This is a genomic window from Sphingopyxis sp. GW247-27LB, assembly GCF_002277025.1.
GTDB lineage: Bacteria > Pseudomonadota > Alphaproteobacteria > Sphingomonadales > Sphingomonadaceae > Sphingopyxis.
The window spans coordinates 141763-155431 of record NZ_NIWD01000008.1; the positions used below are offsets into that span (position 1 = coordinate 141763).

10 protein-coding genes are annotated in these 13669 nt (G+C 67.4%); 6 read left to right on the plus strand and 4 right to left on the minus strand.

The window, feature by feature from the left end:
• Positions 1-98 precede the first annotated feature (98 nt).
• Positions 99-1106, plus strand: coding sequence for a sugar kinase (locus CD928_RS08320; RefSeq protein WP_095386638.1), 1008 nt, complete (start codon positions 99-101; stop codon positions 1104-1106).
• The gene (locus tag CD928_RS08325) at positions 1093-2622 is read left to right on the plus strand and encodes a carboxylesterase/lipase family protein (protein WP_095387335.1); all 1530 of its coding nucleotides are present in this window, start codon (positions 1093-1095) and stop codon (positions 2620-2622) included. The genes CD928_RS08320 and CD928_RS08325 overlap by 14 nt, the downstream gene beginning before the upstream one ends.
• A gap of 111 nt (positions 2623-2733) precedes the next feature.
• Here the strand turns inward: CD928_RS08325 and CD928_RS08330 are convergent, their stop codons facing one another.
• Genes CD928_RS08330 through CD928_RS08340 form a run of 3 tightly spaced genes read right to left on the minus strand, consistent with a single transcriptional unit; the run spans position 2734 to position 5470 of the window.
• Complete coding sequence (locus tag CD928_RS08330) at positions 2734-3714, minus strand: alpha/beta hydrolase (protein ID WP_095386639.1); 981 nt, start codon at positions 3712-3714, stop codon at positions 2734-2736.
• A complete protein-coding gene (locus CD928_RS08335) occupies positions 3711-4127 on the minus strand; it encodes a cupin domain-containing protein (protein WP_095386640.1) in 417 nt (138 codons plus the stop codon). The genes CD928_RS08330 and CD928_RS08335 overlap by 4 nt, the downstream gene beginning before the upstream one ends.
• A complete protein-coding gene (locus tag CD928_RS08340; RefSeq protein ID WP_255247140.1) occupies positions 4124-5470 on the minus strand; it encodes a polysaccharide lyase family 1 protein in 1347 nt (448 codons plus the stop codon). The genes CD928_RS08335 and CD928_RS08340 overlap by 4 nt, the downstream gene beginning before the upstream one ends.
• Before the next feature lie 308 nt (positions 5471-5778).
• On the opposite strand from CD928_RS08340, the gene CD928_RS08345 reads away from it, so the two are divergent.
• Both CD928_RS08345 and CD928_RS08350 read left to right on the plus strand, forming a co-directional pair.
• Positions 5779-8583: a TonB-dependent receptor gene (locus CD928_RS08345; RefSeq protein WP_095387336.1), complete on the plus strand. Its 2805-nt coding sequence runs from the start codon at positions 5779-5781 to the stop codon at positions 8581-8583.
• Positions 8584-8646: 63 nt separating this feature from the next.
• On the plus strand, positions 8647-10275 hold the full coding sequence (locus tag CD928_RS08350) for a family 43 glycosylhydrolase (protein WP_095386642.1): 1629 nt from the start codon (positions 8647-8649) through the stop codon (positions 10273-10275).
• Positions 10276-10311: 36 nt separating this feature from the next.
• Here the strand turns inward: CD928_RS08350 and CD928_RS08355 are convergent, their stop codons facing one another.
• A complete protein-coding gene (locus CD928_RS08355) occupies positions 10312-11370 on the minus strand; it encodes a LacI family DNA-binding transcriptional regulator (RefSeq protein WP_095386643.1) in 1059 nt (352 codons plus the stop codon).
• 158 nt (positions 11371-11528) lie between these two features.
• Here CD928_RS08355 and CD928_RS08360 point away from each other — a divergent pair, with 158 nt between their 5' ends.
• Together CD928_RS08360 and CD928_RS08365 are read left to right on the plus strand one after the other, a co-directional pair.
• The gene (locus CD928_RS08360) at positions 11529-12326 is read left to right on the plus strand and encodes a 2-keto-4-pentenoate hydratase (RefSeq protein WP_369679303.1); all 798 of its coding nucleotides are present in this window, start codon (positions 11529-11531) and stop codon (positions 12324-12326) included.
• Between the two features lie 20 nt (positions 12327-12346).
• Positions 12347-13663 (plus strand): MFS transporter, encoded by a 1317-nt coding sequence (locus tag CD928_RS08365; RefSeq protein ID WP_095386645.1) that lies wholly within the window; start codon positions 12347-12349, stop codon positions 13661-13663.
• Positions 13664-13669 lie beyond the last annotated feature (6 nt).

Genomic DNA, 13669 nt, shown 5'->3' on the forward strand with positions numbered 1-13669 from the left:
ATAGGCCGTTCGTGCTGAGCTTGTCGAAGCACCGTCCTTCTTGCGGCATCGAAAGAAAGAACGGCCCTTCGACAAGCTCAGGGCAAACGGGAGTTGGGATGGGCAAGCTGGTCTTCTTCGGCGAACTGCTGATCCGCCTGACCGCGCCGGGCAACGAGCTGCTCATGCAGTCGCCGTCGCTCGCGCTGCATGTCGGCGGGGCCGAGGCGAATGTCGCGATCGGGCTCGCGCATCTCGGTCACGATTGCGCGATGATGAGCCGGATCCCCGACAATGCGCTCGGCCGGGGCGCGGTGGCGGCGGTGCGCGGCGCGGGTGTCGATTGCGCCGCGGTCGCGACCGGGCCGGGGCGCATGGGCCTCTATTTCCTGAGCGTGGGAGCGGGCCTGCGCGCATCGGAAATCGTCTACGACCGCGCGGGGTCGAGCTTCGCGGCGAGCGGGCCCGAAGATTATGACTTCGACCGATTGCTGGAAGGCGCGTGCCTGCTCCACCTGTCGGGCATCACCCCCGCGCTCGGGCCGCGCTCGGCCGAAGCGGCGCTCGCCGCCGCCCGCGCCGCGAAGCGGCTTGGCGTCCCGGTCAGCTTCGACGGCAATTACCGCGCGATGCTGTGGGAGGCGTGGGACAGCGATCCGCGCGCCATCCTGTCCGAACTGATCGGCTTGTCCGACATCCTCTTCGGCAACCATCGCGACCTGTCGCTGGTGCTCGGCCGGCCGTTCAGCGGCGACGGTGCGGACCGGCGGCGCGAAGCCGCCGAAGCGGGCTTCGCCGCCTTCCCCGATCTCAAATTGATTGCCTCGACCGCGCGCCACACGCTCACCGCCGACCATCACCGCATCGCGGCGCGCGTCGACCTGCGGAACGGATCGTGCCAGACCGGCGAGGTCGACGTCACCGGCATCGTCGACCGCATCGGCGCCGGCGACGCCTTCGCCGCCGGCGTAATCCACGCGCATCTGACGGGCGGCGATGCGAAGACGATGGCCGAAACCGGCCTCGCGCTCACCTGCCTTAAGCATTCGCTGCCGGGCGACGCGAGCCGCTTCGGGCAAGCCGACATCGACGCCTTCCATGGCGGCGGGCTCGATGTCCGCCGCTGACGGCGTCAGCCGCCGCGCCATTCTGGCCGGCGCTGCGTCGGCGGCACTGTTGCCGCATCGCCTGTCGGCGACCACCATCGCCCTCCCCGAAGTCAGGGCGCTTTCGGGCCATTATATCGGGTCCTTCCAATATGATCCCGGCGACCAGGTTACGGTGCGATCGCTTCGTTTCGCGGGCATCCGCTATGGTCGCGCCGCGCGCTTTCAACCGCCGACGCCGGTGCAATCCACCAAGCCGATGGCGGAACAGGTCGCGGCCTTCGGCCCCGCATGCCCGCAGCGCGGGGACCGCTACCAGCCGCAATCCGAGGATTGCCTGTTCCTCAATATCTGGACCCCTCCCGAACCGGGGAAGTCCAAGCGCCCCGTCATGGTCTATTTCCACGGCGGCGCCTATTCGGCGGGCAGCGTCACCGACCCGGTCAACGACGGCGCGGCGCTTTCGGCGCGCGGCGATGTCGTTGTTGTGACCGTCAATCACCGGCTCAATGCGCTCGGCTATCTCTATCTCGCGCGCCTCGACCCGCGCTTCCCCGACAGCGGCAACGCGGGGCAGCTCGACCTGATCCTCGCGCTCGAATGGATCCGGCGCAACATTGCGGCCTTCGGCGCCGATCCTGGCAATGTCACCCTGTTCGGCCAGTCGGGCGGCGGCGCGAAGATCGCGACGCTGATGGCGATGCCCGAGGCCAGGGGGCTGTTCCACAAGGCGATCACGATGAGCGGGCAGCAGGTCACCGCTTCGGGCCCGCTCAACGCCACGCGGCGCGCCGAGGCGTTTCTCGCGGCGCTCGGCAAAGATGTCGACCCCGCGACCGCGCCGGTCGAGCAGCTGATCGCGGCGCTCTCCGCGACCGACCCGATCCTCGGCGGCGGCGTCTATATGGGGCCGGTGCTCGACATGAAGCATCTGGCGCGGCACCCTTTCTGGCCCGACGCCGCGCCGCAATCGCTCGGCATTCCGATGATGCTCGGCAATGCGGTGATGGAAACGCGCGCCTTCTATGCGCCGGGCGGCAAGCAGTTGCGCGGCCTTTCCTACGACAATCTCGCGGCGCGGATCGCGCCCGAGATGCGGATCGATATCGATCCTGAATGGACCGTGGCGCAGTTCCGCGCCCGCTATCCCGCCGCGCCGCCGCTCGAGCTGTTCCACCGCATCGTCACCGCGGCGCGCAGCTGGCGCGGGCAGGTCGAGGAGGCCGAGGCGCGCGCAAGGGCGGGGGCGCCCGCCTTCGTCTATCAGCTCGATTTCGAGGATGCGAAGCACACCGACGACATCGGCCTCAGCTTCGGTACCATCCCGAACCCCACGTCCGCCCAGCAGGCGATGAGCGATGTCGTGATGGATGCCTTCGTCCGCTTCGCGCGCACCGGCGATCCGGGCTGGCCGGCCTATGATCTCGCGAAGCGACAGACGATGATTTTCGATGCCGAGAGCCGCGTCGAGAATGATCCGCGCCGCTGGGAGCGCGAACTGTTCGCGCGGGTGCCCTATATCCAGCCGGGGACGTAGGTCCCGTCATTGCGAGGAGCCGCAGGCGACGAAGCAATCTCCAGCCATCGACTCTGCGCAAGGCCGATGGCTGGAGATTGCTTCGCTGCGCTCGCAATGACGGAAGGGAGATCAAACGACGTCGTGACTTCCCAGCCAGGCCCAAAGCAGTTCGGGCCAGATCGCGACCGGTAGTCCCGCCGTCTTCATCAGCCCGAAACCATGCCCGCCGCGCTCGAAGACATGGCTTTCGCACGAAGCGCCGATCGCGCGCGCCGCTTCGCGCAGGCGCAGGCTGTTCGCCGCCGGCACCCCCTTGTCGTCCTCGGCGTGGAGCAGCCATAAGGGCGGCTGGTCGGGGCGCATGTTGCGTTCGGGCGAATAGAGTGCCTCGCGCGCCGCATCGGGATTCGCGCCGAGCAGCTTCTCGCGGCTCCCCGGATGGGCGATTGCCGGATCCATCGACACCACCGGATAGATGCCGGCGAGCGCATCGGGCCGCGCCGACTGCGCGTCGGCCGCGTCGATTGCCTCATAGACGGGAGCGTCGAAGCGCGTGAGCAGGCTGGTCGCGACATGGCCGCCCGCCGAAAAGCCGCCGAACGCGACGCGCGCCGGGTCGATGCCGTCTTGCTTGGCGCGGCTGCGCACCAGCCGCACCGCGCGCTGCGCGTCGGCGAGCGGCACGTCGGCACCATTCGCCCAGCCATCGCCCGGCAGGCGGTAGAAGAGAATATAGGCGGTGACGCCGCGCGCCGCGAGCCAGCGCGCGAGTTCATAGCCCTCCTTGTCGATCACGACATAGCGGTAGCCGCCGCCGGGGGCGAGGATCACCGCCGCGCCGTTTGGTTTCGCCGGGCGGAAGATGTCGAGGCGCGGCCGGACGATATGCTCGACCATCCGGTCGCTGGCCTGCGGGTCTTCGCTGCGCTGGACGATGCGCTCGACGAGCCCCGCGGGCACGGCGAGATGGCCGTCGGGCCAGAGCGCGACGCTGTCGTCGGGCGCGAGGCCCGCGGGCCGCGTCCACGCCTCCTTTACCGCGGCCGCGGCGGCGGGCGCGAAGGGCAGCGCGAGGCCGGCGGCGAGCAGGCCGCGGCGGCCGAGCGTCATTGCCCGTCCTTGGGCGCATTGGGGTAGGCGACGATCAGCACCAGCGGCTCGCTGCCCGTCTGGCGGATGCCGACCTTCGCGCCCGTATAGAGCCACGCCGCCATGCCGGGCTTCAGTTCCTTCTCCTCGCCGTCCGAATGGACGACCCCGGTGCCCGAGACGACATAATAGATTTCGTCGTGCGCGATCGGGTGCACGCCGATCGCGGCGCCGACATGCAGCGCGCGCTTGCGGAATTCGAAGCTGCGCGGGGCGGGGGCGGCGTCGCTGATCCGCCACGCGGTCGACAGGCCGATGGCACCGTGCGGCGGCGCTTCCTCGCGCACCGTCGCCGCCTCGTCGATCACGACCATCGCCGGGGCGGGTGCGGGCGCCGCCGCGCTGCCCAGCAGCAGCGCGAGCAGCGCGCTCATTCCACGCCCCCGCGCGAATCGAGGTCGCGCGCCGACAGATGCTCCTGCGGCATCGGCGCGGTCTGCGCGGGATAGCGGCCCGATTTCGGCTCCATCGTCGCGAGGTTCCACTCGGCTTCGACGAAGGGTGCGCGCACCGGCGCCTCGACTTTCGGATAGGCGCTGACCTCCTTCTCGTCGTCGATGATGTCGCCGCGCCCCTCGGCGACGAAGAAGAGGATGCGGATTTCCTCGGCGTCGCGCGCCCACGGCCGCGCCCCCGCGGTCGCGAGCACCGAGGTCTCGACATCGCGCGTCGGCAGGATGTCATAGCCCGCGACCGGCGCGAGCGGCGCCTTGGCGCGGATCATCTCGGCGCGCGTTTCGCCATAGCGGCCGAATTCGGGGAGCGGATTGCCGTGGCGGTCGACCGCGATATTGTCCTTGCCATAATATTGCAGGTCGCCGTCGCCGCCGAGCATCAGGAAGGGCAGCCCCGCGTCGGTGTCGTTGCCGCCGCGCATGACGTTGCCGATCGCGGTGATCTGACCCGTGACATAGTCGTGCCCGACCCATTCGAGGTTCATCAGATTATAATGCACCGCGCGGTGCCCCGGATTGTAGATCAGATTGTTGATCATCAACACCTGCGCTCCGCCCTTCACCAGCGGCGCGCGCTCGACATTATGCGCCCAGATGTTGCGGTAGAAGACGATGCCGGTGGTGTTGTCGTGGACGAGCGAGCCCTTGCTGTGCTCGCCCTTCGGATGGCTCGCGTCGGCGAGCCCCTCGGCGGCGAGATTGTTCGAGAAGGTGATGTCGTGGCTGGTGCCCTGGCGCCACTCGGCGACGGTCTTGCCGTTGAAGCGCGGACCCGACGCCGACATATTCTCGTCGATCGCCCACAGGAAGGTGCAATGGTCGATCACGACATTATGCGCGGCGACGGTCGACAGCGCGTCGGCCTCCCACCCGCTGCGCTTCGGCTGGCCGTCGACCCCGGTGTAGACGCGCAGATGGCGCATGATCACGTCGTGGGTCTTGAGGTCGATGCCGGTGCGGATCAGCGTGATGCCCGGCCCCGGCGCGGTCTGGCCGGCGATGGTCAGATAGGGTTCGGTGATCGTCAGCGTCGTGCGTCCCATGTCGATCACGCCGCCGACTTCGAAGACGACGATGCGCGGCCCCTTCGCCTCGACCGCCGCCTTGAACGAGCCGGGACCGTCGGGGGCGAGCGTCGTCACGCGGATGATCCTGCCCCCGCGTCCGCCCGGAGTCGCCGCCGCGGGACCGACCGCCCCGGGGAAGGCCTTCGCCGCCGAATCGGCCGCGAAAGCCGGGCTTGCGGGCAGCGCCGGGGCCATCAGAAGCGCGGCGAACAACAGCTTTTTCAGCATCCATTCTCTCCCAAATCTCTCATCGCGATTGGGGTCTTGACATAGGCGGCGATATCCTTCAATCATTTTTGACACCGGTTACCTAAACCGGCGATAAAACAAGATCCATGGGGGAGAGGGCGCCCCGGGCTGGCCGCATTCGTGCGGGCGGCGCGATCCGCGAACTCTCTGAGCATTTTTGGGACGGCCATCGGTCGATGGGTTTCGTTCACGAAAGTAACCGGTGTCATTTCCTTGCCAAGCGGGGGAGTGCACTGCGAAAGGGAGGAATGACGATGACACTGATCGCAACGCGGGGCGTGCGCACCCTGACCCGACTGGCCTGCGGCGCTTCGCTCGCCGCCTTGGCGGTTTCGCCCGCCTTCGCGCAGGACGCCGCCGATACGCCAACCACCGATGCGGCGCCCGCCGACGAGATCGTCGTCACCGGCTTCCGCGCCTCGCTCGACAAGGCGCTCGACCAGAAGCGCAACGCGACCGGGGCGGTCGACGTGATCGTCGCCGAGGACATCGCCAAATTCCCCGACCAGAACCTCGCCGAATCGCTCCAGCGCATTCCCGGCATCTCGATCCAGCGCGACGCCGGCGAAGGCCGCGCGATCACCGTGCGCGGGCTCGGCGCGCAGTTCACCCGCGTCCGCCTCAACGGCATGGAGACGATCGCGACTTCGACCGACGGCGCCGCGGCGAACCGCGACCGCGCCTTCGACTTCAACGTCTTCGCGTCGGAGCTGTTCACCTCGCTCGTTGTCCACAAGACCGCCTCGGCCTCGCTCGATGAGGGGTCGCTGGGCGCGGTGGTCGACCTCAACACCGGCAATCCGCTCGGCGGCAAGGAAGGGCTGACGCTCGTCGCCTCGGCGCAGGCGCGCTACAACGACCTGTCGAAGGACGTCGACCCGCGCCTCGCCGGCCTCGTCGCCTGGACCAACGCCGACCGGACCTTCGGCGTGTCGGCATCGGTCGCCTGGTCCGACTACAAGACGCTTGAACTCGGCAACAACAGCGTGCGCTGGGCGCAGTCGCCCTTCCGCAGCGTCGACGGCGTCACCTGCATGGCCGGGTCGAACTTCGTCGCCAATCCGTCCGCCGAGTGCATCGAAGTCGCCGAGGCCTTCCACCCGCGCATCCCGCGCTACGGCCTCGTCAGCCACGACCGCGAGCGCCTCGGCGCGACGGCGTCGATCCAGTTCGAACCGAGCGAGAACACCAAGATCTCGATCGACGGCCTCTATTCGACCTTCAAGGAAACCCGCGACGAATATTGGGGCGAGGTTTTGCTGCGCAGCAACGAGCGCGGCATCGACGTCTCCAACTATGTGATCGACGAAAACAACAATCTCGTCTCGGCCGACCTCGACAATGTCTATGTCCGCACCGAACGCTATTCGCGCGAGAGCGAGACCAAATTCTACCAGCTCTCGGCGCGCCTCGAACAGCGGCTGACCGACAGCTTCAAGCTCAATCTGCTCGGCGGCTTTTCCAAATCGAAGGCCGATATCCCGATCGAAACGACGCTGGCGTTCGACGACACCGACGCGACCGGCTATCACTATGATTATACGAACACGCAATTCCCGCTCCTGAGCTTCGGGGCGGGGATCGACGATCCGGCCGCGTTCGAGCTCGCCGAATTCCGCGATCGCCCGTCCTTCCTGACCAACAAGTTCAAGACCTTCGCGGCCGATTTCGACTGGGATGTCGCCGACCGCTTCAAGCTGCTCGGCGGCGGCTTCTATCGCCAGTTCGACTTCGACACGGTCGGTTATCGCCGCGACAGCACCTATTGCGCGGCCTTCACCTGCGCGCCGGGCACTGGCGGCCTGCCGGTCACGCCCGACATCGCCGAGCTGTTCGAACTCGGCGACGCGGGCCAGCCCTCGGGCAACACCAACGCCTGGATCGTCCCCGATCTCGATGCGGGCACCGCGCTGATCGACCTCTACGGCCGTCCGGCGGTGCTGCAGCAGGGCGAGCAGCGCGCGGTCACCGAAAAAACCTATGGCGGCTGGTTCATGACCGAGTTCGAGACCGAACTTCTGGGCATGCGGCTCACCGGCAACGCCGGGGTGCGCTATGCGAAGACCGAGCAGAGCTCGTCGGGCTTCACCAGCGGCACCTTCGTCACGGTCGATCGGACCTATGACGACTGGCTGCCGTCGTTCAACCTCAACCTCCACCCGACCGACAACATCATCCTGCGCGGCGCGATCGCGAAGGTCATCACGCGCCCGACGCTCGGCAGCCTGACCCCGGGCGGCTCGGTCGACCAGTTCAACTTCCGCATCACCTCGGGCAACCCCTTCCTCGAACCCTATCGCGCGACGACCTTCGACCTCGCCGCCGAATGGTATTTCGCGCCGGGGGCGATCGCCTCGGTCGCGCTGTTCGCGAAGGATATCGAAAGCTTCCCGATCTCGACCTCGCTGCAGGGCACCTATGCGTCGAGCGGGCTGCCGAACTCGCTGCTGACGCCGGGGACTCCCGCCTATGACGCGGTGGTCGGCGGCAGCGACCCGAACCGCCAGTTCGAATTCCGCACCACCGGCAACGGACCGGGCGCGAATCTGAAGGGCGTCGAATTCTCGCTGCAGCTGCCCTTCTCGGTCTTCTCGGATTCGCTCCGCCACTTCGGCGTGCTCGGCAACGCGACCTTCGTGAAGAGTGACGTCGACTACAGCATCTCGGGCCCGCTGGTATACGACCCGGTGCAGAACAAGCTCGTCGCCCAGCCCAACGGCACATACACCCAGCCGCTGCTCGGCCTCGCCAAGCGGGCGTGGAACGCGACCGTCTATTATGACGACGGCAAGCTGTCGGTACGCACCTCGGCCGCGTGGCGCTCGGGCTACAACGACAGCACCAGCGGCAACAACAATATCTTCGAAGGCTATGGCAGCTCGTTCAACCTCGACGCCTCGATCCGCTACGCGCTGACCGAGCAGATCGAGCTGTCGATCGAGGGCACCAACCTGACCGACGATTATCGCTATCGCTTCAATGACATCTACGCGAACCGCAATTACGAGAATAATCACTATGGCCGCACCTTCCTGTTCGGGGCGCGGTTCAAGATCTGATTTTCCGGGAAACCATCCCCCCTCGTGGCCCGGTCTTGGAACCCAGGACCGGGCTATTTTTTAATGGAGGCAAAGGTGACGGGTCGCCGCGACATGATCAAACTGGCCGGGGCCGGCCTCCTCGGCTCGGCGCTCGCGCCGGGGTCCGCGCAGGCGGAGAGCAAGGCCGACTCCGCATCCTGCCCCGCGCCCGAGCCGCCGCCGCGCTGGGGCACCGGCCTCGATGGGCAGCGCAAGGCCGATCTCGGCGACGGGCGCTTCCTCAACCCGGTCATGGCCGGCGACCATCCCGACCCGTCGATCCTGAAGGACGGGCGCGATTATTACATGACCTTCTCGACCTTCGATTCCTACCCGGGGCTCGTCATCTGGCACTCGCGCGACCTGGTGAACTGGCGCCCGGTCGGGCCCGCGCTGACCCGCAACATCGGCTCGGTCTGGGCGCCCGAACTCTGCAAGCATGGCGGCCGCTATTATCTCTACATCCCGACCAAGGGCCCGAACACGAGCTGGGTGATCTGGGCCGACCGCATCGAGGGACCGTGGAGCGACCCCGTCGACCTTCACCTGCCGAACCACATCGATCCCGGCCATGCGGTTGGCGAGGACGGGTCGCGCTGGCTCTTCCTGTCGGGCGGCGACCGCGTGCGCCTGTCGGACGACGGGCTCCGCCGCATCGGCGAGCCCGAGCATGTCTACGACCCCTGGCACTATCCCGCCGACTGGGTGGTCGAGGGCTTCTCGCCCGAAGGACCGAAGATCCTGCGGCGCGGCGGCTGGTTCTACATGATCACCGCGGTCGGCGGCACCGCCGGGCCGCCGACCGGGCATATGGTCATCGCGGCGCGCGCGAAATCGATCCACGGTCCGTGGGAGAATTGCCCGCACAATCCGATCGTCCGCACCCGGTCGCACGATGAAAAATGGTGGTCGCGCGGCCATGCGACGCTTGTCGAGGGGCCCGCGGGCGACTGGTGGAGCGTCTATCACGGCTATGAGAATGGCTATTGGACGCTCGGGCGCCAGACCTTGCTCGATCCGGTCGAATGGACCGCCGACGGCTGGTTCCGCATGACCGGCGGCGACCTGTCGCGGCCGCTCGCCAAGCCCGCGGGCGGCGTCGCGGGGCCGCACGGCATGGCGCTTTCCGACGATTTCGCCGCGCTCGACCTCGGCGCCAAATGGAATTTCTTCCGCCCCGCCCCCGACGAGCGCGCCCGCGCCCGGGTCGAAGGCGGCGCGTTGATCCTGAAGGCGCGCGGCGCGGCGCCGGTCGACTCGTCGCCGCTGCTGCTGATCGCGGGCGACCAGGCCTATCGCTTCGAATGCGATATCGAGATCGCGCCCGGCGGCACCGCGGGGCTGATCCTCTTCTACGACGACCGCCTCTATTGCGGGCTCGGCTTCGACGCGGAGCGTTTCGTCACCCATCAATATGGCATCGAACGCGGCCGCCCCGCCAACCCCCACGGGCGGCGGATGCGGATGCGCGTCACCAACGACCGCCACATCGTCACCTACGACACCAGCGGCGACGGCGGAAAGACATGGGTGCGCTTCGACCGCGGCATGGAGGTGTCGGGCTACCACCACAATGTCCGCGGCGGCTTCCTGATGCTGCGCCCCGGCCTCTATTCGGCGGGCGAGGGCGAAGCGCGCTTTTCGAATTTCACCTTCCGCGCGCTTGGCTGACGGAGCGGCGTCGATCGCTCGCAACCGAGCCTGACATTACCCCTTGCCGTCCGGCGCGGCGACCGACTGGCGCTCGACGAAGGTCGAGGCGAGCACCGGGCTTTCGCCCTCGGGGATGCGCGCGCCCGAACCCAGGAAATCGGCGACCAGCGTGCGCGCCGCGCGCACCCCCATCTCGCGGATCGGCCAGCGCACCGTGCTCAGCGTCGGCCAGATATGCGTCGCGGTCGGCGAATCGTCGAAGCCGATCAGCGACAATTCGCCCGGCACCGCGATGCCCTTGCCGTGCGCGACGCTCATCACCCCCGCCGCCATCTCGTCGTTCGAACAGAAGATCGCGGTCGGCGGCTCGGCGAGCGACAGCAGTTTCTCGCCCGCCTCGATCCCCGCGGTATAGCGATAATTGCCCGGCGCATAATGGTCGTCGGCGAGGGTGAGTCCCGCTTCGGCCAGCGCCTCGCGAAAGCCCTTCTCGCGTTCGGCGGCCGAGCGGAAACCCACCGGGCCGCGCACGAAGCCGATGCGGCGGTGGCCGAGCGCGATCAACCGGCGCACCGCCTCGCCGACCACCTCGCGGTCGTTCGACGACACGCAATGCTTCGCATCGTCGAGCAGCGCTGACCCGACGCGGACGTAACGCACGCCGAGGTCCTCGCAGAGCCGGGCGAGCTCGTCATTCTCCGAAATCGGCGGCAGCAGCATGGCGCCGATCGGCCGCTGCTTTTCGAGAAAGGTGCGGACATCCTCGAGCATCTTGTCCGACCCGCGATCGACCGGCCGTACGAGCAGCGCGAGATCGCTGTCCTTGATCGCGTCGAGCACGCCCTGCTGGAAATTCAGCACCGTCTGCGCGTTCGGATTGTCGTGGAGCAGCGCGATCAGGAAATTGCGGCGAAAGGCGAGCGCGCGCGCCTGCGGATTGGGAACGAAGCCGAGCGTCTCGATCGCCTTCTGGACCGCGAGCCGGGTCTTCTCGCTGATGAATTCGGAGCGGTTGATGACGCGGCTGACGGTCTTTTTGGAAACCCCGGCGAGCGCCGCCACATCGTTGATCGTCGGTTGCTTGCCGCCCTGTCCACCCGTGCGCGCCGCCATATCGTCCGCTTTCTCTTCACCGAGCCGCCCAAACTCCCTGAAATTCCTGCCCGGTCAAAACCCTAGTGAGCGTTCGCGGGCGCAAAATCAACCGGGCCGGTGGCTATTTGCTTGCTTTTGACACCGGTGTCTTTTAGACGCTTTCCCCGAAGAGGGAAATGACAAAGATGCGGGCGACCGACGAACAGGAAAATGTGGCCAAGGCGTTCGTCGCCGCGCGCGCCGAAAAGACACCGCTTACCCTGTATCCGGGCGCGGTGCCCGAAACGATGGCCGATGCCTATGCGATCCAGGACGCGGCGATCGCGCTCGACGGGCGCCGCATCGGCGGCTGGAAGGTCGGACGGATCGCGGCCGATCTGGTCGCGCGTTTTGGCGACAACCGGCTGACGGGTCCGATCTTCACCGATGAGATCGTCGATGCGAGCGCAAGGGAATGCCCGGCGATGCCCGTCTATGGAGGGGGCTTCGCCGCCGCCGAGGCCGAAGTGCTGCTCTGCCTCGGCGAGGTCGGCGACCGCGTCTGGGACATCGAATCGGTCAAGGACATCGTCGTCGAGCTTCGCACCGGGATCGAGGTCGCGAGCTCGCCCTTTCCCGCGATCAACGACCACGGCCCCGCGGTCACCGCTTCGGACTATGGCAACAACAAGGGGCTGGTGCTCGGCCCGGCGATCGCCGACTGGCGCGGCCGCGACCTCCTGTCGATGCCGGTCGAATTCCGCATCGACGGGGAATGCGTCGGCGCGGCGACGATGGCGACGATGCTCGACGGTCCGTTCGGCGCCGCGCTGTTCCTGATCCGCACCCTGCGCGCGCGCGGCATCGCCATCCCCCCCGGCACTTGGGTGTCGACGGGCGCGATCACCGGCGTCCATGAAATCCGGCCCGGCCAGCGGGCCGATGCGCTGTTCGACGGAAAAATCCGCGTCGGCTGCACGATCGAAAGCCTATAAAACAAAGACGGGAGAGACATATGGCGCAGGCCTTCGCAGACGCAGCGGCTCCGCCGCCGGTGCCCCGGACGGGGCGCTATCGGTGGACGATCGTCGCGCTCCTGTTCGCCGCAACGACGGTCAACTATATCGACCGGACGATGCTCGGCCTGCTCGCGCCGACGCTGGGCGACGATCTCGGCTGGACCGAGAACGACTATGGCAACATCGTCATGGCCTTCCAGGCCGCCTATGCCTTGGGCTACCTGTTCATGGGCTGGCTGATCGACCGTTTCGGCCCGCGCATCGGCTATGGCATCGCGATCACCATCTGGACGATCGGCCATGTCGCGCACGGCTTTGCGAGCTCGGTCGTCTCTTTCATGGTCGCGCGCGCGATGCTCGGTGTCGGCGAGGCGGGGCATTTTCCGGCGGTCGTCCGCGCGTCGAGCGAATGGTTCCCGCAAAAGGAACGCGCCTATGCGATCGGCTGGGTCAACAGCGCGACGACGATCGGCGTCATCCTGACCGCGCCCGCCATCACGCTGCTGATGGTGGGACTGGGGTTCGACTGGCGCGAGACCTTCATCTATTCGGGGCTCGTCGGCGTCGTGCTGCTGGTCCTGTGGCTGTGGAAATACAGCAATCCGCGCGACACCGGCCGGGTGAGCGAAGGCGAACTCGCGTGGATCGAGCACGACCCGCCCGAACGGGTCGAGAAGCTCGGCTGGGGCCGCATCGTCACCAAGCGCGAGGCGTGGGCCTTCGCGATCGGCAAATTTCTGACCGACCCGGTCTGGTTCCTGATGCTCTTCTGGCTGCCCAAATATTTCGCCGATACCTATGACGTCGACCTGAAGGTCGTGCTGCTGCCGATGATCATCATGTATCTTTTGTCCGACGCCGGCAGCATCATCGGCGGCTGGGTGTCGTCGAAGCTGATTCACACCGGCCACAGCGTCAACTTCGCGCGCAAGGCGACGATGCTCGGCGCCGGCTGCTGCGTGCTGCCTTTGCTCTTCGTCACCGGGCTCAGCAATATGTGGCTCGCGGTGGTGCTGATCGGCATCGCGCTCGCGGGGCATCAGGCCTTTTCGTCGACCATCCTCTCGATCCCGCCCGACATGTTCCCGAAGCGCGCGGTGGGCTCGGTGATCGGGCTCGGCGGTTTCGCGGGCGGCATCGGCGGGATGATCATGGCGAAATCGACCGGCCTCGTCCTCGACGCGACGGGCGGCAACTACACGGTCATCTTCGCCGCCTGCACGGTGGTCTATTTCCTTGCGGTGGGGGCGATCCACCTGCTCAGCCCCAGGCTGGCGCAGGTAACGGTCGAAAGCGAACCGCCCGCGGCGTGACGGCGG